Below are 22,097 nucleotides of genomic sequence, written 5' to 3' on the forward strand. Positions count from 1 at the left end.
GCGGCAATGAAATACGGGCGACTTCCTGACCTGTCGCGGATTTCACGCCGCGCTCGGGCGTTCATGGACGAGGCGGCGTATCGCGGCCAGCGGAATGGGCAGCCAGTCGGGACGGTTACGGGCCTCGTACACCGCCTCGTAGACCGCCTTGTCCGCCTCGAAGGCGCGCAGCAGCACCGGGGACCGCCGGGGGTCGGCTCCGCCCGCCTCGGCGTACCCCTCGCTGAACGCGCGCCGGTTGTGCACCGCCCAGGCCGCGGCCCGGCGGGCGGGTCTGCCGCCGCGCCGTGCGGACGGCCCGCCCAGCACCTCGAAGAGCGCGTGGTGGGCGGCGTAGTCGAAGGACCGCAGCATGGCCGCCACGTCGCGCACCGCCGGCCGCGGCCGTCTGCGCTCCTCCAGCGGATGCCCCGGCTCGCCCTCGAAGTCGATGAGCACCCAGCCGTGCGGCGCGCGCAGCACCTGGCCCAGGTGCAGATCGCCGTGGACGCGCTGCACGAGCGGCCGGTGACCGCGGCCCGCCAGCTCCGGAAGGTCCTGGTGCAGCGTCCGCAACTGCCGTGCGTAGGGCAGCAGTTCGGGCACCTCCTCCAGGGCCTGCTCCAGCCGCCCGGTCAGCTCGGCGGCCAGCGCGCGGGCCTCCTCGGGGCCCAGCTCCCGGCTGCCGAGCTGCCGCGCCAGCGCCGTGTGCACCCGTGCGGTGGCCCGGCCCAGCGCACGGGACTCCTCGGCGAAGCCGCCCAGCGGGGCCACCGAGGCGCAGTCGCCGCCGACGCACTCCGCGGCCTGCGCGGTGGCCAGGGACCAGCCGTCGCCCCGCGACGGCACGAACTCCTGGAGCACCGCGAGCGTGGTGGGGCCGGCCGGGAACGCGTCGGTGGTCCGCATCCACGCCAGCGGCCGGGCGCTCGGTACGTCACCGTCCCGCTCCAGGGCGGTGAGCAGCTCCAGCTCCGGATGCGGGCCCGGGACCAGGCGGCGCAGCACCTTGAGCATCAGCCGGTCGCCGAACGCCACCGAGGTGTTGGACTGCTCGGCGGTGATCACCCGGGCCGGCAGGCCGAGCGGGAACTCCGCGCCGGCCGGCCGGTGGCACTCCACCTGGCCGTCGGTGTCCCGGGCGGCCAGCCGCGCCAGCAGCCGGGACATCAGCCGCGGGTCGGCGGTGGCCTCGTACAGCAGCAGGTCGGGACCGTCGGGTCCCGGCACCCGGCCGATGAGGGTGTCGCCGGCCGGCGCCCCGGCCGTCTCCCGGCCGACTCCGACGAGGACCTGGTACCACTCCTCGTGCCCGCGCCGCCCCGCCCGCACCACCAGCTGCACCAGGGCCGGGTCGCCCGGGTGCAGCAGATCGGCGAGGACCGGTTCGACGGGCGGCGGGTGCTGTCCCTCGCCCTGCTTGCCCGCGTACCAGCGGCGCCCGGCCAGCCAGCCCGGCAGGGAGCGCCGCAGCTCCGCGACGACGCGCGTCAGGTCGACGGTGCGGGTGGGCGCGCTCATGCGACCGGCACCATCGGCCGCCGTTCCCGTACGGCCGCACGCGCCCCGGCGGCCTCCTCGGACCACGCCAGCGCGTGCGCCGCGTGGGCCACGGTCACCATCGTCATGTGGTGGTGCCAGCCGCGGAACGACCGTCCCTCGAAGTCCCGGGCGCCCAGACCGTCGGTGACCTCGGCCTGGTCGCGCACCACCCGCCGGATGAGCATCGCGGTGCGGTACACCGTCCCGAGCTGGGCCCCGGAGAGGTTGGACAGCCAGTACTCGCCGGGGACCCGCCTGCCCCGGTCGGTCCACGCGCCGAGCAGCACCAGCTCCCGGCGCTCACCGGCCGGCGCGGGCCCCGAACGCCGCCGCAGCCGTACGCGGGTGGCGCCCACGGAGGTGGCCCGCACGGTGTCCGCGGTGTGGTCGTACCACTCCACGGGCAGGCAGTTCCGGCTGAGCGCCGCGATCAGCGCGTCGGCCGGGCCCGCGTGGTCACCGGCGGGCGGCCGCACCGGGTCGGGCAGCGCGAACCGGGTGGCGGGGTCGATGCGCAGGACGAACGGGACCTGCCGGGCACTGAGTTCGGCGCTGACGGCGTAGGGGTCACCGTCCCGCAGATCCATCACCACGGGCCGGTCCGGCAGCTCCCAGCCCGACGACATGCGCGCCACCGAGCCGATCGCGCACTGCTCGGGCGGGCAGGAGGCGACGTGCTCCGGGATCGAGGCGCGGTCGCGCCGCTCGGGGTGGTCCGTCCAGCACTCGGGCAGCGCGAGCCGCCAGTCCACCGGACAGCTCCCCTGCTCGGAGACCAGCCACACACCCATGGCCTGCTGGCAGTTGACGACCCGGCCCAGGTCCGCGACCCACTGCCGTTCCACTCCCACGGAGTGCCGGCCGACCTTGGTGATGACCAGCGGGTGCACCACCCAGGCACGGGGGTCGAGCCGCTGCGCCACCAGCCGGGCCATCGCCCGGCGCACCGGGCCGTTGCGCCAGGTGGACTTGGTGATGAACTGGTAGAGGCTCTGCTCCACGCTGTTCCCGGCACCGTCGGCCAGGGCGCGCATGGTCTTCTTTCCCGCGACCGTGAGCAGACCCCGCACGTAGAGTTCTCCCCGGCGTCGCTGGTCGCTGCGCGGAATCGATGCGAGCGCCCCGGAGAGAACCTCGGAGAGGATTCCCTCGGGAATTCTCTCGGGAATGCCATCGGGTAACTGCTGCCGATGCTCCACGGACATGGTGGGCCCTCTCTTCGAGCCTTCGATCATTCGAGTCTTCGAGTCTTCGGGTCGAGGTTTTTCTCGCGTTTTCGGGCGCGGCCGTTCGCTGGCGCTTTTCGTGAAGGAGGATTTCCCGGGGATTTCACCGGGGGATTCCTCGGAGGATTTCCCGGGGCCCGAGCCCCACCGGCGCCCGCCGGCCCGGGGGATGTGCCGGCGGGCGCCGCTGACGAGGGCGGTGGTGGGGCACCGGCCCGCGTCGTTCCGGAGGGGTCAGGTGCGGCCGCCCGTCCAGGCGAGGATCCGGTCCGGGGTGAGCCGCCGGAACAGCGGCGCCCAGTCCGCCGGGGCCTCCCCGGGCTCGTTGTAGATCTCGAAGGTCCTGCCCGAGGCCTCGGGCACGCCGATCGCCTGCACGCACGCCTCCGCGACCGCCGTACGGGAGACCCAGCCGTCGCCCCGGTCGTCCTGCTCGAAGCGGACCCGGGCGCCGGCGAACGCGTCGTCGGTCAGCCAGCTCGGCCGGATCACCGTGTACGGAAGGCCGCAGGCGCGTACGGCGTCCTCGCCGCGCAGCCGCCAGTCGAGGAGCCGGCCGTAGGCGTTCATCGGGTGCTCGCGGCGGGTCACGAAGATCTGGCTGACCAGCACCACGTGCGGGCGCTCGCCGTGCTCGGTGGCGGCGGAGAGCATGTTGCGCACTCCGTCGTACATGGTGGCCTCGGGACTGTCCGGGCCGGAGTTGGCGGTTCCGGGTTCGACGGCGAACACGATCGCGGAGCAGTCCCGCAGGGCGGGGGCCAGCGTGTCCGCGTACCGTACGTCCGCGCGGTGGAGCTCCACTCCGAGGGGCAGCCGGCCGCGTTGCGGATGCCGGCTCACCACCCGCACCCGGTGGCCTTGCTCGGTCAGCCGGCGCGTGACGAGCGTGCCGAGCCGGCCTGCTCCGCCCACGACGGCGATGGGGTTGTGCATGGGGCCCTCCCTGGTCAGTCTGGGCCGGGGCGAGACGGACTCACACCCAGCGCAGGACGTCCTCGGCGCTCCTCAGTTCGGTCCGCGCGGGCACCCCCGCCAGGGCGGGCACACGCAGGCGGGGGTAGACCGTCACCCCGCACAGCCGTGAGCCCGGCCAGAGCACGGCGCCGTCACCGACCGCCGTGTGGCGTTCCAGCCGGATCGGCCGGATGCGTTCGGAGCGGACCTCGGCCATCGGGCCGATGTAGCTGTCGGCGATGTCGGCGTACGAGCCGATCACCGCGGATTCGCCCACGGTGGAGCGGACCAGGGTGCTGCCCTCGCGGACCTCGGCCCCGTCGCCGACGTCCGCGTTCTCCAGGCGCACTCCCGGTCCTATCTCCACGTCCCGGCCGATCCGGACGCCCGCCCCGATCACCACCGAGCCCTCGTCGATCTTCTGGGCGAGGGTGGTGCCGGTGACGTCGTCCTTGGTCTGCAGGCTGGACTCGTGGATCCAGCGCCGCCGGGCGGTGTCGTCGGGTTGGTCCATCAGACGGTTCATCTGCTCGTACGCGCCGTTGAGCACGAGCCGCACGGTGTCCAGGTAGTCGGGCACGTTGCCCAGGTCGCCGAGGCGGCCGATGGTGTGGGTGGCCACCGGGTGGCCGTGACGGACCAGCCAGGGCAGCAGGTCGCCGCCCCAGTCCAGGCGCTGGTGCGACTGCCGGAACAGCTCCGGCTCCCGTGCGAGCAGCCGCAGCCGGCCGCAGTCCACCAGGTACATCCCGGCGTTGGTGGGGAGCCCGGTGCCGGGTTCCGCCAGGGTCCGCGGGAACAGTTCGCCCAGCTCCGACAGGCCGGGTTTCTCCACGAAGCCCTGGACCAGGCCCCGTTCGTCGGTGCGCATCACCCCGTACTTGTGGGCGATCTCGGCCGGGGTGCGGGCGACCGCCGCCACCGTGACCAGCGCGTCCTGTGCGTCGTGGGTGGCGTGCAGGGCGTCCAGGTCGAAGTCGAAGAGCGAGTCGACGGGCAGCACCAGCGCGCGTCCCTGCAGGTCCCACTGTTCGAGGTTGTGGAGGGTGGCGCCGGCGGATCCGACGTTGTAGCGGTCGAAGCGCGAGCGCGAGTACGTGATCCGTACGCCGTGGCGTTCTCCGTGGCCGAGCAGCAACTTGATCTGGTTGCGGTTCTCCAGGCCGTGGGTCACCACGTAGAAGCGGCGGATCCCCTGCACCCGGCAGGACTCCAGGACCCATTCGATGAGGCGTCGGCCGACGAACGGGATGAGCGCCTTGCTCCTGATGTAGTCGGCGGACTCCAGGGTGATCGGTTTGGCCCGTTCACCTCGGCCGCCGGCGAGAACGATGCCGATGGTCTCTGCCTTCGTGCTCATCACGCGCCCCCGTGTGTCGAGTGAGTTGCCCGGCTCCCCTGGCGGTGTCGGCGTCCTCAGGGGTGAGTCACGGCCACCCGTCGTCCTGCGGGTCGTCGGCCGGGACCGACTGCCACGGTCCGGCTCCGGCGGCTCGGACCGGTGCGGCGGACATGCTGTGCGCGCCCGATATCTGGACCGCGAATCCCGTCGGCAAGGTCGCCGTGCGAATTCCTGCTAATTCCTTCGCGGTCGGCTTCGATAATTTCACGATCGCCCTTCCGTTCGGCGAAAAGCTGTGGTGTTTTCGCCCTTGGAACTATGCCGCAGGAAACCGGCCGGACAGACGTCTGGGTAGCATCGCGATCACGCAGTGCAGAAACCAGAAGGGGGTGTGTATGTGCAGAAACCCGGACATAAGCCCGCAACCCAACGTGGTGGCGCTGTGCGAGAACGGCCTCCGGCGCTACCGCGAGGCCCTCACCACGGGGCCGATAACGGGTGACATTCCGGACTGCCTGGTCGAATTAGGTTTGCTGCGTCCGTCGGCCGAGGACCCGACGCTGCTGGGCGCCGTGCCTCCCGACATCGCCAGCAACGAGCTGCGGCGGCCCATCGAACGCGCCGTCCTGGTGCAGCAGCACACCATCGCCGCCATCCAGGAGGCGCTCACCGCCGCCGAGGACGTCTACCGCGAGGAACACCGCGTATCCGGTACGGCGGTACGTCTGCTGCGCGGCACCGACGTCATCCGGGCCGCCCTGCAACAGGCCCGCGACGACTGCCGGGAGGAGCTGGTCACCGCCAAGCCGGGCGGCGCCAGACCCTCGGACACCCTCGCCGGCGTCCTCGCGGACAACCTGAAACTGCTGGCCAGGGGGGTCAGACAGCGCACGCTGTACCAGCACACCGTGCGCACCCACGGGCCGACGCTCGCCTACATCGAGAAGGTCACGGTGGCCGGGGCGCAGATCCGCACCCTCAACGAGGTCTTCGACCGGCTGATCATCTACGACCGGCGCATCGCCTTCATCCCCGACCCGCTGCTCGACCTGGACACCACCGCCCTGGCGATCGAGCACCCCGCGATCGTCGCCTACCTGGCCACCGTCTTCGACCAGGCATGGCAGCGCGCCGAGCCGGTCAGCATCTCCCAGGAGCTGAGCAGACCGCCCCTGATGACCGACGAGACCCGCAGGGCCGTGCTCCGGCTGATGGTGGAGGGCCACACGGACGCCGCGATCTCCAAGCGCCTGGGCATCAGCACCCGGACCGTCTCCACCCACATCAGAAAAGCCTCGGAGTCCCTCAACAGCCGCAGCAGAGCCCAACTGGCCTACCTACTGGCCAAGTCGTCCCTCATAGAGGACCCACCCTCGTAACCGCGGGCAGTCGTGCCTCCCCCAGTGCCTTAAAGGCCTGGGAGGTGCCCCCATGGCGGCACGGGTGGGCGCGACGGCACCCCGCGAACGCCGGGCTGCGCAAACCCCACCCGCCCACCCGCCCACCGCGCTACACAGGCGCCTTCAACCGCTGGGCCACCGCAAGCACCGCATCACCCTCCCGCGACCCCCCGACCACCTCACACCCGGGCAGCAGCCGAGCCAACGTCTCCGTCACCCCGTCGACCCCATGCCGCGCCCCCGTGACGACGAACCGCCGCATCCGCCGCCCCAGTTCCCCCGCGGCCAGCCGCAGCCGCGCGTCATCCAGATACACCAGATGCGCGTGCGCGAGCCACGGCGCCACCCCCCGGGCCTCCCGCGCCAGCCGCGTCCCGTCCTCCCCGACCGACACCAGACACACCGACTCCTCGCACGCCCCGGGAGACTCCCAGTTCACGACCGGAACCGGAGTCCCGGCCACCAGATCCCCCCGCGACCGGTACGGCCGTACGACGGTCCCCACCCGGATGTGGAACGGCCGCTCCGCACCGACGGCCTCCCGCACCACCGCCCGCGTCTCGGCGTCACCGCAGGGCACCGCCAGCGTCACACCCGCCAGCCGCCGCAGCACCGGATAGTCCTCCAGGAAACCGGCGTACGGCGTCACCACCGTGGCGCCCGCCTCCAGATAGCGGGTGAGCAGCCCGAGGCTGCCCGCCGTACCGAGGCCGGCCCGCGCGGGGCCGGTGCAGACGAACGGCCGGAACCCGGCGGTGACCAGACCCGACACCACGTCCACCATGGCGGAGGCGGCACGCGGCAGCCCGAAGAAGCGGTCCGGGTGGGCCAGTTCGAAGGGATGACCCGCTCCGACGGGTGTCGCCGCGAGGCACACCACGCGACCGTCGTGCGCGGCGAGGGCGGTGAGTTCCTCGCGGTAGGCGTCGTACCCGGAGAGTGACATCGCCTCCTCCTCAGTGGATCTCCAGCAGCAGGTGCTCGACGAGGTCGTTCCCGTACTCGCCCTCCAGTACGGTCATCGACCGCGCCGTGCGCAGTTCCCGCCCGCACGCCCCGGCGAGCCGGTGCAGCTCCGCCACGTCGCCGCGGCTGCTGAAGTGCAGCAGCGCCACCCCGCCCGGAGCGAGCCGCTCCGGGGCCTGCAGCAGATAGCGGCGGTGCGTCCGGTACCCGGGGTCGACATAGGCGTACTCGTGCAGCGAGCGGTAGAGGTAGTCCTGCGGCGCCCGTACGTAGTTGGAGCTCCAGAAGATCGTGTCGAACCGCTCGTCGCCGAGCCCCGAGAACAGGTCGCTGTGCACGGCGCGCACCCGCGCCCCGTGCCGGTCGGCGTTGATCGTGGTGTTCTCCACCGCGCGCGGATTGATGTCCGCCGCCACCACCGGGGAGCGGCCCGCCAGCGCGGCGAGCACCGCCGCCACGCCGGCCCCGCAGCCGATCTCCAGGAACGAACCCCCCTGGTCACGCCCCGCGTTCCCCGTGTTCCCCACGAGGCCCAGGAACTCCAGCGCCACCTCGGTCGACGGCGAGTAGACCGGCGCGAACACCTCGTCCACCAGGTCCCAGTCGCGTCCCGCGAGAGCGAACTCCTTCGGCCGGTCGCTTCGGCGCAGCGACCGGCGGCTGCGTTCCAGGGAGCGTTCGAAGCTCTGTAACCGCCCCTGTCCATCGGACTCGGACACGTCCCGCTCCAAGATCGGCGACGCGTCACTGTGGTCGTACGGCACTCGGTTCCCCCTGTCGATACGGAGCTGACGCGGCGGCCTCCCGAGCGGCAGCCGTACGACGATGCTGTCCAACGGGGGCCGCACACATAAGGTGTTCGGACAACCACCTTGCGCACCTGCGCGGTGCCTGGGCCACCGGCCCCTCGGTGACCTGCTGCGACTGCCCGCCGGAGCGGGGCGGACGACCCCGTTCCCGCCATTGTTGACGGTGGCGGCGCACACAATTTAGGTTCACCAAGGCCCGTTTGTGGACACTCGCGTCTTCTCCCGGGCTCGCTTGGGGGGTGAGTGAGGGTGGCGGACGCGGACCATCTGGTCTCCGACGGGTTGCTCAGGCTGCTCGAGCTGCTGGCCATGGAGGCGCCTCCGCAGCGGTTCGACGGCCTCACGGAACAGGCGCGGGTCGCCGGCGCGTCCACCGAGGCGGTGGCCGTGCTCGACCGGGCCGCCGGGCTCGCGCTGGACATCCACGGCCTGTTCGCCCGCCGCCAGCAGCGCGAGGCGGGCCTGTCGGCGCTCGTGGACACCGCCCGCGAACTCACGCTCCCCTACGACGTGGACGCCCTGCTCCGGGTCATCGCCAGGCGCGCCCGGCTGCTGCTGGGCTTCGACATGGCCTGGGTGAGCCTCACCGACCGGGCCGACGGCCGCTCCTACGTGGTGAGCGCCGACGGACACGCCAGCAGCATCACCGTCGGCTTCGCGGTGCCGTCGATCGGCGGGGTGGGCAACGCGGCGGCGATCCGCTCCGCGCCGTTCTGGACCCCCGACTACCTCGCCGACATGCGGTTCGAGCACGACTCGGCCATCGACGAGGTGGTGCGCGAGGAGGGCCTGCACGCCCTGATGGCGGTGCCGCTGAAGGAGGGGCACTCCGTCGTCGGCGCGCTGTACGTCGCCGACCGCGGGGTGCGCCACTTCACCCCGGACGAGATCACCCTGATGTCGTCCCTGGGCGACCTGGCCGCCCTGGCCATCAAGAAGGCCCGGCTGCTGACCCAGGCGCACGACGAGATAAGCGAGCTGGAGCGGGACACCTCCCGGGCCCTCGGCTCCTCCTCCGCGGCCCGGCGGCTGAACCGGTTCCACTCCCGGCTGATCGACCTGGTGCTGCACGGCTGCGAACTGGAGGAACTGGTCGCCCACGCCGCCGCCGAGCTCGGCAGCCCCCTCATGGTGCGCGACGCCGTCGGCTCCACCCTGACGGTGACGGAAGGGTTCCCCGAGGCCGACGAGTCCGAGCTGTTCCAGCGCACCCTGGACGTGCACGCCGAGCGAGCCCCGATCCGCTCCTCCGGCGGCCTGTGGCTGTGCCCCGCCATCGCGGGCAAGGAGATCCTGGGCACCCTGGTCCTCGCCCCCGGCCCCCGGCCCGCCGCCGACAGGGTGCGGCTGCTGGAGGCCGCCGCCCAGTCCACGGCCGTACTGCTGCGGATGCAGGCCTCCGCGGCGGCGGCCGAGGGCGCGGGCCGTGACGAGCTGCTGCGCGAACTGCTCGGCGACTCCCCGCGCGCGCCCGAACAACTCGCTTTACGCGCCCGCCGGCTGGGCGTCGCCCTGGACGAACCGCACGTCGTGCTGGTGGTCCGTCCCGAGGACGGCCCCCAGGGCAGGGTCCTGGTCTGGGCCTCCTCCTACGTCCACCGCCACGCAGGCCTGAAGACCACCGCCGACGACTGCCTCGTCCTGGTGCTGCCCGGCACCGACCCGTCCACCGCCGCACGGCACGCCTCCGACACGCTGAACGCGGTCATCGGCCACCCGGTGACGGTCGGCGCGGCCGGCCCGGTCGCCCATCCCGGCGCCATCCACCGCACCTACGCCGAGGCCCGGCGCTGCCTCGACGCGCTCACCGCCCTCGGCGGCACGGGCGGCACCGCCTCACTGCGCGAACTCGGCTTCCTCGGACTGCTGCTCGCGGACACCCCGGACACCTCGGCGTTCATCGCCAACACCATCGGCCCGGTCCTGGAGTACGACGAACGGCAGACCACCGAACTGACCCGCACCCTGGAGGCGTACTTCACCTCCGGCGGCTCGCCGAGCCGCGCCGCGGAGAGCCTGCACGTCCACCCGAACACCGTCTCCCGCCGCCTGGAACGCATCACCGACCTGCTCGGCCCCGGCTGGCAGGAACCCCTCCAGGCCGTCGAGGTCCAACTGGCCCTCCGCCTGCGCCGCACCCGCCACACGGTACGCAACCACACCGGCCCACCGGTCCTCCCGCACGACGAACTGCCCTGAGCGCGCGAGCACCGCGTCCCGGGACCGGCAGCGGGCCCGGTGCCCCGCCTCCTGCGACCGGTGCGGGAGGTCCCGCCGCTCGTGCGGGCCGGTCTCACCCCCGCAGGGGCAGCGCCGTGAGCGTGCCCGCCCGGAGGACGTAGACGTGTCCGGGTGTCGCCGCGAGGGAGTTGGAGACCGTGTCGTGCGCGGGGCCGGAGTAGGTCCACGCGGTCCTGTGGTCACGCAGGTCCACCGCGTACAGCAGGCGGCGCTCGTCGAAGGGGTTCAGCAGGGCCAGCCCGTCGCGCAGCAGGGGCTCGCCGGGCCACAGCCGCAGCGGGGCACGGTGGTCCCAGCGGAACTCGCCGGTCGCGGCGTCCAGCGCGATCAGCCGCCAGGCGGTCTGCTCGGCCGTGCCCCGGGTGTCCTCGGGAGCCGCCACGACGTACACCACGCCGTCCTGGACGGCCGGCGCACCGTAGACCGGCCCGCCGGGCCAGGTACTGGGCTCCTCGGCCCCCCAGCGCCAGAGCGTCTCACCGCTGCGCGCGTCGAGTGCCAGCACCTCGCCCTGGCTGACGTGGATCCGCCCGTCCCGTACCACGGCCGCGCTCGGCGACGGCAGGTCGCTCTCCTCGTCCACGTCGTACCGGGCCGGGTCGACCAGCCGCTCGTCGTACAGCGTCCGGCCGGTGTCGGCGGCGCGGACGGTCAGCCCGAGCCGGGTGACGCAGACCAGCCGCCCGCCCTCGACGACGGCGCTCAGCGGTTCGGCCCCCACCCCCTGCTCCGGCAGTGCCTCGCGCCAGCGCTCCGCGCCGCTGTCGAGGTCGTACGCGCTCAGGAACGGCCGCGCGGGCTCCCCGCCCCGGCCGGGCAGTCCGGCCAGGACGTAGACCGTTCGCCGGTCGGCCGTCAGCAGGGCCGTCGGTTCGAGGGCGGGGTCGCCCAGGGAGTCGTGCAGCGGGCTCGTGCGGCCCGTCTCCGGATCGAGCCGGAGGAGCGCGGGGCGGACCGGGGACGATCCCGCCGTGATCTCGTCCTCGTCGAGGACGGCGAGCAGCCCGCCGTCCGTGCCCAGGACGTCCCGCAGCGGGTCCCGCGTCCACTTCTTCCGCCCGGTGGCGGCGTCCACGGCGGTGTAGCGGGGCCGGAGCGCGTCCCTGACCAGGACGACACCGCCCGCCGCCACGGGCCGGACCTTGTTGTCGAAGGTCCCCTCGAACGTCCAGGCGGCCTCGGGCGGGCCCGCCGCGGCGTCCGCCGCGGTCCGCTCGCCGTCCCCGGCGTCCCGCCGGGTGTACGCGACGGCGCCCGCCGTCAGGGCGCCGGCCGCGAGGAGACCGCCGCCCAGCGCGAACAGGGCCCGGCGCCGTGGCGGCGGCGCGTCCGGCGGCACGGCGGTCGGCGTCCGCTCACCGGCGTCCGGGCCGGGTGCCGGTGAGCGGACGGGGTGCAGATCCCACAGCCGTGTGGTGCGGTCGGCGAGGTCGGCGAGGACCGCCTCCGGCAGCGACTCCGCGAACGTGCCCCCCGGCGCCCCGAGTTGCGGGGAGAGCCGGGACGGCGCCGGGCGGTCCGCGGCCTCCTTGCGCAGGCAGGACGCGATGACCGCCCGCAGGCCGTCGGGTACGTGGGTCAGGTCCGGCTCCCCGTACCGGACGCGGTACAGGATGTCCGCCGCGCCGTCCCCCGGGAACGGCGGCCGTCCGGTCGCGGCGAAGAGCAGCACGCCGCCGAGGGCGAAGACGTCGCCCTCGGGGCCGTGGTCGTGCCCCGTCGCCTGCTCCGGTGACATGTAGGCCGGGGTGCCCACGACCTGTCCGGTCCGGGTGAGCCGCTGGGCGCCGAGCGCACGGGCGATGCCGAAGTCGATGATCTTCGGACCGGCCGCGGTGAGCAGGACGTTGGACGGCTTGAGGTCGCGGTGCACGATGCCCGTACGGTGGATCTCGCCGAGCGCGTCCGCCAGGTGGGCGCCCACGGCCCGCACGGTGTGTTCGGGCAGCGGTCCCGCCAGGCGCACCGCCTCGTCGAGCGCGGGTCCGAGCAGGTACTCGGTGGCCAGCCAGGGCACGGCCCCGTCGGGGTCGCAGTCGACCACGGTCGCGCCGTGCCGGGCGCCGATCGCGCGTGCCGCCTCCGCCTCCAGACGGAACCGGATGCGGAACTCGGGTTCGGCGGCGAAGTGCGGGTGCACCGTCTTGAGCGCGACGGTGCGCCCACCGGGCGAACGGGCCAGGAAGACCGTCCCCATGCCGCCGCTGCCCAGCCTGCCGATCAGCCGGTAGCGGCCCAGGAGGTCTGGGTCGTCGTGGGTGAGGGGTCGAACGGTGCTCATGTGACGCTCACTCCACCGGGACGCCGTAGAAGGACCTGCCGTACCGGACCACGCAGATCCCGTCGGCGGTCAGCAGCTCGTACGGTTCGAGGCCGCCGGTGTCCTGCTCGCCCACGGCCTGGAACTTCCACAGCCGCTCACCGCTCGCCGCGGCGAACGCGGTGACCTGGACGGCGTCGAGGGACAGCACGGCCGCGCCGGACGCGCTGACGGCCACGGAGGGGGATGCGCCGGTCCCGGCCAGGAAGCCGGTCCCACGGCTCCACTGCTGCCGGCCGCTGACCGGGTCGAGGGCGTACACGGTCGGGTCGGCGTCCGCGACGTACAGGGTGTCCCCGGCGAGGACCGGCTCCCCGTACCCGCCGTCCGGGCGCGGGTGGCGCATCCGCCAGATCTCCCGGCCGGTACGCAGCTCGTACGCCCGCAGCTCGCGGTCCTGCGCGGCGTACAGCGTTCCCGTGCCGGACAGGGTGAACCAGGCGCCGATGGTCAGATCGCCGATCGTCCTCGCCCACACCTCCCTGCCCGAGGCGCGGTCCAGCGCGAAGAACTCCTGCAACCCCTCGGGCTGCTTCTTCCGTGCCTTCGCGTCCTCGGGCCGGGGCGCGTCCCGCGACGACACCAGGAGGCCGCGGTGCGGTGCGGTCCAGGAGGCGTACTCGTTCTCCGCGAGGGGTCTTCGCCACAGCGGTTCGCGCCGTACGACGTCGTACGCGAACAGGGTGTGCGTCTTCGCGTCGGCGCCGCCGGTCTTCGTGCCGGTGCCCGCCTCCTTCTCGACATCGCCCTTGAACCAGACCACCGCACCGTCCCGGGCCACCAGTTCGGCGCTGTGCATGTCCTCACCGGCTTCGAGGAGTTGCCCGTAGGGGACTTTGTGCCGGCGGGCGCCGTCCTTCACGGAGCGCCACAACAGCCCCTGGACATCCAGCACCACGAGCAGTTCGTCGTCGACCCGCACGGGGTGGGAGGCGAGGCCCGACGGTTCCTTGCGCCGCCACAGCTCCTTGCCGGTACGGACGTCCACGGCGACGAGGGAGTCCCCCGGCAGCAGCAGCACGTCACCGTGCAGGGCGGGGCTGCCGTAGAACGTCGTGTCCGGCATGTCGTACGCCCACAGCGCCGCCGGGGGCGCTCCGGGGACGGGTGCGCGCGGCTTTCGCGCGGCCGGTTCTCCCGCCGCGGCGGGGCGCGGGCGGTCGTCGGTCGCCCACGCCGTGACGCCGCCGCCGAGCGCCAGCCCCGCCGCGCCGGACAGCACCCCGGTCAGCAGGGCCCTGCGGTCGGGGCCCGCGGCACGGCGCGTGGCGGGCCGGGCCGGTGGGACGTCCTGCTCGCCCGCCGGGCCGGCCTCGGACGCCGGGCCCCCGTCCGGCACGGTCGGCGTGGCCGGGACGGCGGGCACGGCCTCCTCCCGGTCGTCCCGGTCGTCCCGGTCCTCCCGCGCCTCCAGCCCGAGCACGGCCGACGCCTGCTCCGCCAGGGCGGCGGTCAGCCGGGCCGGCAGCCGGCCCGCGCTCACCGCCGCCGCCGCGCCGGAGGGGGCGAGGACGGCCGCGAGCACGGACGGCTCCGGACGCTGTGCCGGGTCATTGGCCAGGCACCGGGCGAGCACCGGGCGCAGTTCCTCGGGGACGGAGGCGAGATCGGGCTCCTGGTGCGCGATGCGTTCGGCGGCCCGATGGCGTGCGGCGCTCCCGGGGACGTCCTCGGAGACGTCTCCGGCGACGTCCCCGGCGACGGGACGCGCGTCGGCGTGGTCCGCGTCGAAGGGGTTCGTGCCCGTGGCCGCGTACGCCAGCAGCGTGCCCAGTACGAAGACGTCGGCGGGCGGACCCGGCCGGTGGCCGGCGACCTGTTCCGGTGTCAGGTAGCCGAGGGTCACGGCCAGTCCGCCTCCCGGCCCCTCCGCCGCCGCCGTGGCCGCGCCCAGCGGGCCGAACGCGCTGATCCGAGGACCGTCGGCGGACAGCAGCACCACCTCGGGGCCGAGTCCCTGGAACGCCCCGCCGGCCGCCGCGCGGGTGCGCTCGAGCGTCTCGGCGAGGGCCGCGCCCAAGGCCCGTACGACCGGTTCGGGCAGCGGTCCCGCCAGGGTCACGGCCTCGGCGAGCGAGAGGGAAGGGGTGAACGGCGAAGCGAACCAGGGCACCGGGTCGTCCGGGGCGGAGTCGAGTACGGGCTGCGCCCACGGCCCCGCCAGCCGTGCCGCCGCCGCGAGTTCCTGGCGGAAGCGGCCGCGGAAGACGGAGACCGCCGCCAGCCGTGGCTTTGCCGCGGTGACGGTGACGGTGCGTCCGTCGCCCCCGCGTGCCAGGTAGCTGCGCGTGGTGCCCGCCCCCCGCAGCACCGCGAGTGTCCGGTACGGGCCGAACCGCCGTGGGTCTGCCCCGTTCAGCGCCCTCATGGTCCCCCAACCCCCCTTTGGTGCAAGGACGGTGAGAAAGCCTAAGCCACCACGGCAGGTGCGCGTCGCCGCACGCCGTCACAACGGAGTCACAGCGGAGGCAGGGCGAACAGCCGCTCCCCGCACTGCATGACCGGTATGCCGCGCACCACCGCCACCAGCCACGCGCCCGCCGGGTCGCCCGGCGGGACGAAGCGGTACTGCTCCTCCATCGTGCTGATCCGTACGGCGAGGACGCCGGCCGCCGGGTCGGCCGGCGTCAGGTGGACGCCGTCGCCCGCGACGACGGGGGCGACACCGGCCCGTGACCCCGACGGGCCGCCGAACGGGTCCCACGTCCCGCCCATGTCGAACTCCGCGCCGGAGGCGGGGTCCCGGCGCGCCACCCTGCGCAGGACGTCGCCGTCCGCCGCGTACAGATGGCCGCCGCGCACCGTGGGCGGCCCGAAGCCGGTGGAACCCTCGGCGGAGTCCTGGCTCGGCAGCTCCCAGAGCCGCTCGCCGTCCGCCGGCCGCAGGGCGCGCAGCCGCGCGCCGCCCAGGTAGACGCCGCCGTCGCCCGCGGCGGGCCGCAGCGCGGCGTCGGTGCCGGTGTCCTGCCGCCAGGCCTCCGCGCCGTCCCGGGTGCGCAGCGCGTGCACCACGCCGTCGTCCCCGGTGAGCAGGAGCAGCCCGTGGGCGACGGTGGCCTGCGCGGCCGTACCGGTGCCGGAGGGCGCCGCACGCCGCCAGCGCCGGGTGCCGTCCCCGGTGCGTACGGCCGTGATCCCGCCGGAGCCGTCGAGCCCGTACACGGTGTCGCCGTCGGCGGCCAGGAGCGTACGCAGTCCGCCGGAGCCGCGCCATCGCACGTCCCCGGTGTCCGGTGCGAGGGCGACCGGCGCGCCGTCCCCGTCGAGGGCGAGGGGCCGCCCGGCGGTCACCACGGTGCGGATGTCCTCCGTCCGCCAACGCTCCTCACCCGTACGGGAGTCGAGAGCCACCACGCCGTCGCCGGGGAGCGCGGCCAGCAGCAGTGTTCCCGCCGCGGTCGGCGGGAACGGCGGCTCGGGCGCGAGGCCGGAGACCTCCCACAGGGGATCCGGCTGGGTGCCGGGAGCGCCCGTCCAGCGCGGCACGGGAGCCGCGGCCGCGTCGTTGCGGGCGCCGTCGTCGGCGTACCACCGCCAGGCCGCGGCGCCCGCGCCGGCGAGCAGCAGCGACCCGCCGGCGGCGGCGAGCACCGAGCGCCGTCGCGGCGGCCGCCGGCCACCCGGGCGTTCCCCGGGGACCGGGCGCCCGGCCAGTTCGGCGGCGCGGCGCTCGCGTGCGGCGATGTCCAGCAGGACGCCCGACGGCAGCCAGTCCGCCGGAACAGGGACCGGAACCGGGACACGGGCGGGTACGCGTCCGAGGAGCGCCGCGCCCGCGCCCGCCCGCGCACGGCCGCCGCCCCCGCTCCACAGCTCCTGGAGCTCCGCCGCCGTCGGCCGCGGCGCGGGATCCTTGGCCAGGCACCGGGCGAGCACCTGGCGCAGCCCGTCCGGTACGGAGGTGAGGTCGGGTTCCTCGTGGGCGATGGCGAAGTCCACCAGCGCGGCCTGGGCGCCGAACGCGTGGTGGCCGGTGCTCGCGTAGGTGAGCAGCGCTCCCAGTACGAAGACGTCGCTCGGGGGCCCGAGTTCACCGCCCAGGACCTGTTCCGGTGACATGTAGCCCGCGGAGCCCGGTCGTTGCGCGGCCAGGGTGAGGGTCGTCGCGTCCGGCACGCGCGCGATGCCGAAGTCCACGACGCGCACGCCGTCGGCGGTCAGCAGCACATTGGACGGCTTCAGGTCCCGGTGCACGACTCCGGCCGCGTGCAGCGCCAGCAGCGCGTGCGCGAGCAGGGCGCCCAGCACCCGGACCGCCTCCGGGGGCAGGGGCCCCCGGTCGGTGACGGTGCGCTCCAGCGTGGGCCCGGGGACGAACTCTCCGGCGAACCACGGCACACGGCCGTCGAGGTCGGCGTCGTACACCTTCGCTATGCACGGGTTCCGCACGGCGCCCGCCGCGCGTATCTCGCGCTCGAAGCGCGCCAGGAAGTGCGGGTCGCCCGCGTTCTCGGACCGCAGGGTCTTCACCGCGGCCAGCCGCCGTCCCGCCTGCCCCAGATAGACGGTGCCCATGCCGCCGGCCCCGAGCACCCCCAGCAGTCTCCACGGCCCGAGCCGTTCCGGATCGCCGGTCCCCAGAGGCCGCACCAGTTCCGCCACGGTGTTGATCGTATGGGGTCGGGGCCGGAGGCGTTCCCGGAAGTTCCGTCCCGCGTCGCGAAGCCGGGCTCGGGTCAGTGCCGGTGGTCGCCTTCGCCGTGCTCCTCACCGGCCGTCGGCTCCGGTGTGCCGGCGGGTGCGGTCTTCCCGGCGTGGACGGTGAAGGCCGCGGTGCGGACGGTGCCGTCGTGCCGGAAGTCGAGGAAGAGGCGGTACGTCCCGGCGGTGGGCGCGGTGGCGGTGAAGGAGACGTCGGGTCCCGGCTCGGTGGTGCCGTCGCCGGGTTCGCCGTTCGGGTGGACGTGGAGGTAGGCGAGGTCGCCGGAGCGCAGGGCGACCAGGTGGCCGTAGGCGCCGAGGTAGGGCTCCAGGTCGGTGACCGGGCGGCCGTCGCGGCTGACGCTCAGGGTCAGCTCGGAGGCCTTGCCGGGGCGCAGGTCACCGCGGAGTGCGACGGTGTAGCCGTCGACCGAGGCGGTGGCGGCGGGCTCGGGCAGGGCGGGGGCCTTGTACGTGCCGGAGGCGGCGAGGTCCGCGCCCAGGGTGAGGCCGTCGGCGCCTTCGGCGGCCGGGGTGAAGTCGGCGAAGACCCGGTAGGTGCCGGCGGCGGGCAGGTCGACAGGGGTGCTCCAGGTGCCGTCGGCCGCCCGTGTGGGGTGCAGGTGCCGGTAGGTGACCAGGTCGCGCGAGGCGAGGACGAGGTGGAGCTCCTTGCCGTGCTCGCGCCGGTAGGAGGTCACCCGCCGTCCGTCCCGGTCGCGGATGGTGAAGCGGAGTTCGCTCTTCTCTCCCGCGGTCACGCGGGGCGTCCCGAGGTCCAGGGTGTATCCCGCCTCGGAGATCTGCAGGCCCGCGGGGGCCGTGTCCGCGTGTCCGCCGCGGCCGGAGGGCGCCGGGCTCTCGTGTTCCGCGTGGGCCGCCGGTTCCCGGTCCGGGGCGGCGGGATCGACCGCCGTGCCGACGCCGTAGGCGGTGCCGAAGGTGGCCGCGAGCGCGGCGGCGAAAGCAGTGATCTTTACGCCGGTGTTCATGACGTGCCCTCTCGTGTGGGTGTCGGGTCGCCGCTTCTGCTGGACCGGACTCCGACTATATACCCCTGGGGGGTATGTGCAAGCGGGTCGTCGACGTTTGCCAAACATACCCCGAGGGGGTATACCTGGTTGGCGTCGGCGGTACCCCCCAGGGGTACGCCCTCATCTCGTTTCGTCTCGTCTAGGAGGAACCATGTCCTGCTGCACCCCTGACGGCAGCTGCTCCACCGCCACCGCCACCACCACGGCGACCAAGGGCACCGCCACCGTCTACGACGTCTCCGGGATGACCTGCGGGCACTGCAAGGCCACGCTCACCAAGGAGATCGGCGCCCTGGACGGTGTCCTGGCGGTCGACGTCGACCTCGAGGCCGGCCAGGTCACCGTCACCACGGCGGACGAGCCCGACGACGCGCTGCTGGCCAAGGTCGTCGACGACGCCGGCTACGAGCTCACCGGCCGCGCGGCCTGACGGGCCCGCGCCCCGGCCGGGCCCGCCCGAGGGCCCGGCCCCCTTCTCCCACGTTCCCTCCGTCCTGATCAGCCCGAGGAGCAGCAATGGCCACCACGGTCCCCGACACAGCCGAGGTCGAACTCGCCATCGGCGGCATGACCTGCGCCTCGTGCGCCGCCCGGATCGAGAAGAAGCTCAACCAGATGGACGGGGTCACCGCCACCGTCAACTACGCGACGGAGAAGGCCAAGGTCCACTACAGCGGTGACGTGTCCGTCCCGGAGCTGATCGCCACGGTCGAGGCGACCGGGTACACCGCCCGCGAACCCGAGCCGGTACGTGCCGAGCCCGCGCCCGGCACGGAGAGCGCCGGACCCGCCGACGAGCTCCGGCCGCTGCGGGAGCGGCTGATCACCGCCGTACTGCTGGCCGTCCCGGTCATCGCGATGGCGATGGTGCCGGCGCTGCAGTTCGAGTACTGGCAGTGGCTGTCGCTGACGCTGGCGGCACCCGTCGTCACCTACGCCGCCTGGCCGTTCCACAAGGCCGCCTTCACCAACGCCCGGCACGGCGCGGCCACCATGGACACGCTGATCTCGGTCGGCACGTCGGCGGCGTTCCTGTGGTCGCTGTGGGCGCTGTTCTTCGGCACCGCCGGCACGCCCGGCATGACCCACCCCTTCGAGCTGACCATCGCCCGCAGCGACGGCGCCGGGAACATCTACCTGGAGGCCGCCGCCGGGGTGACCGCCTTCATCCTCGCCGGCCGCTACTTCGAGGCCCGCTCCAAGCGCAAGGCCGGGGCCGCGCTGAAGGCCCTGCTGGAACTGGGCGCCAAGGACGTCACCGTGCTGCGATACGACGGGGGCGAGCGCGAAGCGCTCTCGGTTGAGGGCGGTGGTGGGAGACGGGTGGGCAGCCGTGAGGAGCAGATCCCGGTCGCCGAGCTGAAGGCCGGCGACCGCTTCCTGGTCCGTCCGGGCGAGAAGATCGCGACCGACGGCACGGTCGTCGAGGGCACCTCGGCCGTCGACGCCTCCATGCTCACCGGCGAGTCGGTGCCGGTCGAGGTCGGCGTCGGGGACGCGGTCACCGGCGCGACCGTGAACGCGGGCGGCCGGCTCGTGGTCGAGGCGACGCGGGTCGGCGCGGACACCCAGCTCGCGCGGATGGCGAAGCTGGTCGAGGACGCGCAGAACGGCAAGGCCGCCGCCCAGCGGCTCGCCGACAGGATCTCCGCGGTCTTCGTCCCGGTCGTGATCGCCCTGGCGCTGGGCACCCTGGGCTTCTGGCTCGGCAACGGCGCGGGCCTGACGGCCGCGTTCACCGCCGCCGTCGCCGTACTGATCATCGCCTGCCCCTGCGCCCTGGGCCTCGCCACGCCGACCGCGCTGATGGTCGGCACCGGGCGCGGCGCCCAGCTCGGCATCCTCATCAAGGGCCCCGAGGTCCTGGAGTCCACCCGCAAGGTCGACACCATCGTCCTCGACAAGACCGGCACCGTCACCACCGGCCGCATGACCCTGCTCGCCGTCCACACCGCCGACGGCACCGACGAGGCCGAGGTGCTGCGCCTCGCGGGCGCCCTGGAACACGCCTCCGAGCACCCGATCGCCCAGGCGGTGGCGGCGGGCGCCACCGCCCGCGTGGGCACCCTGCCCGTGCCCGAGGACTTCGCCAATGTCCCCGGTCTCGGCGTGCAGGGCATCGTCGACGGCCACGCCGTCCTCGTCGGCCGCGAGAAGCTGCTCGCCGAGTGGGCCATGGACCTGCCCGCCGGCCTGGCACGCGCCAAGGCCGACGCCGAGGCGGCGGGCCGCACCGCGATCGCGGTCGCCTGGGACGGCGAGGCACGGGCGGTCATCGAGGTCGCCGACGCCGTCAAGGACACCAGCGCCGAAGCCATCACCCGGCTGCGCGCCCTGGGCCTGACCCCGATCCTCCTCACCGGGGACAACAAGGCCGTCGCCGAGTCGGTGGCCGCGGAGGTCGGCGTGGCCGCCGAGCACGTCATCGCCGACGTCATGCCCGAGGACAAGGTCGACGTCGTCAAGCGCCTCCAGGGCGAGGGCCGTTCGGTCGCGATGGTCGGCGACGGCGTCAACGACGCCGCCGCGCTCGCCCAGGCCGACCTGGGGCTGGCCATGGGCACCGGCACCGACGCCGCCATCGAGGCCGGCGACCTCACCCTGGTCCGCGGCGACCTGCGCGCCGCCGCCGACGCCATCCGCCTCGCCCGCAAGACGCTCGGCACCATCAAGTCCAACCTCTTCTGGGCCTTCGCCTACAACATCGCCGCCCTGCCGCTCGCCGCCGCCGGACTCCTCAACCCGATGATCGCCGGAGCCGCCATGGCCTTCTCCTCGGTCTTCGTGGTCGGCAACTCCCTGCGGCTGCGCGGCTTCAAGGCCGCGAGCTGAGACGCTTCCCCGACGGGGGAGGGCGGGCCATCGGGCCCGCCCTCCCCTTCTTTCGGCTCCCCGGGAGCGTGATGCGGTCAGTCCTCGCCGAGCAGCTCGTTCATCTGCTCGATCTCCGCGCTCTGCGAGGTGATGATCTCCCCGGCCATCTTCTTGGCCGGCCCGTGGGCACCGTCGGACCGCTCGGTCTCCGCCATCTCGACCGCGCCCTCGTGGTGCTTGATCATCAGCTCCATGAAGGCGGTGTCGAACGCCTTGCCCGAGGCGTTCCCGAGCCCGGTCATCTCCTCGGCCGTCATCATGCCGCCCATGCCGTGCGCGGAGTGGTCCATGGTGCCTTCGGCGGGCACCTCCTCGCCCCACGAGGCCAGCCAGCCGGAGAGCGTCCTGATCTCCGGGCCCTGGGCCTTCTTGATGTCCGCGGCGAGCTTCCTCACCTCGGCCGACTGCGCCCGGCCGGGCGCGAGGTCGGCCATCTCGATCGCCTGACGGTGGTGGGGGATCATCCCCTTCGCGAAGGCCACGTCGGCGGCATTGTGCCGCCCCTGCGACGCCGAAGCCGAAGCCGAAGCCGAAGCCGATGCGGAGGCGGAAGCGGTGGCGTTGTGACCGCCGTGCCCGGCCGAGGCCGAGGCGTCGCCGTCGCCGTCCCCGCCACAGGCGGCGAGAACGAGCGCTGCCGCACCCGCGGCGACGACGGCGGCAGTACGGCGGACGAGTGAACGCGTGTGGATCATGGTGGTGCAACTCCTCGGCGCGCGCCGTTCACGGCGCGCGGTCGGAACGGATGTCAGAGCGTGCGAGAGCA

At 74.0% G+C, this 22,097-nt stretch carries 15 protein-coding genes; 4 read left to right on the top strand and 11 right to left on the bottom strand.

Annotation, left to right across the window (positions count from 1 at the left end):
* Positions 1-42: 42 nt before the first annotated feature.
* The 4 genes from ACZ62B_RS09820 to ACZ62B_RS09835 all read right to left on the bottom strand — a co-directional run bounded on the left by ACZ62B_RS09820 (position 43) and on the right by ACZ62B_RS09835 (position 5,064).
* Positions 43-1,500: a maltokinase N-terminal cap-like domain-containing protein gene (locus tag ACZ62B_RS09820; RefSeq protein ID WP_469689708.1), complete on the bottom strand. Its 1,458-nt coding sequence runs from the start codon at positions 1,498-1,500 to the stop codon at positions 43-45.
* Positions 1,497-2,726, bottom strand: coding sequence for an IS701 family transposase (locus ACZ62B_RS09825; RefSeq protein WP_382052060.1), 1,230 nt, complete (start codon positions 2,724-2,726; stop codon positions 1,497-1,499). Before ACZ62B_RS09825 ends, ACZ62B_RS09820 begins: the two co-directional genes overlap by 4 nt.
* A 255-nt stretch (positions 2,727-2,981) precedes the next feature.
* The gene (locus ACZ62B_RS09830; RefSeq protein WP_344566008.1) at positions 2,982-3,683 is read right to left on the bottom strand and encodes an SDR family oxidoreductase; all 702 of its coding nucleotides are present in this window, start codon (positions 3,681-3,683) and stop codon (positions 2,982-2,984) included.
* Positions 3,684-3,723: 40 nt separating this feature from the next.
* Positions 3,724-5,064 carry an NDP-sugar synthase gene (locus ACZ62B_RS09835; RefSeq protein ID WP_344566010.1) on the bottom strand — a complete coding sequence of 447 codons (1,341 nt, stop codon included), beginning with the start codon at positions 5,062-5,064 and terminating at the stop codon, positions 3,724-3,726.
* Positions 5,065-5,441: 377 nt separating this feature from the next.
* Between ACZ62B_RS09835 and ACZ62B_RS09840 the strand changes: the two genes are divergently transcribed.
* Entirely contained in the window at positions 5,442-6,425 is a 984-nt protein-coding gene (locus tag ACZ62B_RS09840) for a LuxR C-terminal-related transcriptional regulator (protein WP_468882053.1), read from the top strand.
* 130 nt (positions 6,426-6,555) lie between these two features.
* On the opposite strand, the gene ACZ62B_RS09845 is transcribed toward ACZ62B_RS09840, so the two are convergent.
* Positions 6,556-7,392 (bottom strand): transketolase, encoded by an 837-nt coding sequence (locus ACZ62B_RS09845; RefSeq protein ID WP_344566014.1) that lies wholly within the window; start codon positions 7,390-7,392, stop codon positions 6,556-6,558.
* A gap of 10 nt (positions 7,393-7,402) precedes the next feature.
* The gene (locus tag ACZ62B_RS09850) at positions 7,403-8,131 is read right to left on the bottom strand and encodes a methyltransferase (protein WP_469689713.1); all 729 of its coding nucleotides are present in this window, start codon (positions 8,129-8,131) and stop codon (positions 7,403-7,405) included.
* A 339-nt stretch (positions 8,132-8,470) separates the two neighbouring features.
* On the opposite strand from ACZ62B_RS09850, the gene ACZ62B_RS09855 reads away from it, so the two are divergent.
* A complete protein-coding gene (locus ACZ62B_RS09855) occupies positions 8,471-10,420 on the top strand; it encodes a helix-turn-helix domain-containing protein (RefSeq protein WP_468719856.1) in 1,950 nt (649 codons plus the stop codon).
* Positions 10,421-10,514: 94 nt separating this feature from the next.
* Here the strand turns inward: ACZ62B_RS09855 and ACZ62B_RS09860 are convergent, their stop codons facing one another.
* The 4 genes from ACZ62B_RS09860 to ACZ62B_RS09875 all read right to left on the bottom strand — a co-directional run bounded on the left by ACZ62B_RS09860 (position 10,515) and on the right by ACZ62B_RS09875 (position 18,415).
* Positions 10,515-12,743, bottom strand: a complete 2,229-nt coding sequence (locus tag ACZ62B_RS09860; protein WP_468882045.1) for a protein kinase domain-containing protein — start codon at positions 12,741-12,743, stop codon at positions 10,515-10,517.
* Positions 12,744-12,750: 7 nt separating this feature from the next.
* Positions 12,751-15,150 carry an outer membrane protein assembly factor BamB family protein gene (locus ACZ62B_RS09865; protein WP_469689717.1) on the bottom strand — a complete coding sequence of 800 codons (2,400 nt, stop codon included), beginning with the start codon at positions 15,148-15,150 and terminating at the stop codon, positions 12,751-12,753.
* A gap of 89 nt (positions 15,151-15,239) precedes the next feature.
* Positions 15,240-17,384, bottom strand: coding sequence for a serine/threonine-protein kinase (locus ACZ62B_RS09870; protein WP_469689719.1), 2,145 nt, complete (start codon positions 17,382-17,384; stop codon positions 15,240-15,242).
* 74 nt (positions 17,385-17,458) lie between these two features.
* Positions 17,459-18,415 carry a hypothetical protein gene (locus ACZ62B_RS09875; RefSeq protein ID WP_344566050.1) on the bottom strand — a complete coding sequence of 319 codons (957 nt, stop codon included), beginning with the start codon at positions 18,413-18,415 and terminating at the stop codon, positions 17,459-17,461.
* A 193-nt stretch (positions 18,416-18,608) separates the two neighbouring features.
* Here ACZ62B_RS09875 and ACZ62B_RS09880 point away from each other — a divergent pair, with 193 nt between their 5' ends.
* Together ACZ62B_RS09880 and ACZ62B_RS09885 are read left to right on the top strand one after the other, a co-directional pair.
* On the top strand, positions 18,609-18,887 hold the full coding sequence (locus ACZ62B_RS09880; RefSeq protein WP_073932956.1) for a heavy-metal-associated domain-containing protein: 279 nt from the start codon (positions 18,609-18,611) through the stop codon (positions 18,885-18,887).
* An 86-nt stretch (positions 18,888-18,973) separates the two neighbouring features.
* Entirely contained in the window at positions 18,974-21,289 is a 2,316-nt protein-coding gene (locus ACZ62B_RS09885; RefSeq protein WP_469689722.1) for a heavy metal translocating P-type ATPase, read from the top strand.
* A 77-nt stretch (positions 21,290-21,366) separates the two neighbouring features.
* Here ACZ62B_RS09885 and ACZ62B_RS09890 read toward each other — a convergent pair whose 3' ends face one another.
* Positions 21,367-22,026, bottom strand: a complete 660-nt coding sequence (locus tag ACZ62B_RS09890; RefSeq protein ID WP_469689724.1) for a DUF305 domain-containing protein — start codon at positions 22,024-22,026, stop codon at positions 21,367-21,369.
* Between the last annotated feature and the right edge of the window lie 71 nt (positions 22,027-22,097).

The sequence above is a fragment of the Streptomyces sp. NPDC053426 genome, assembly GCF_055585405.1.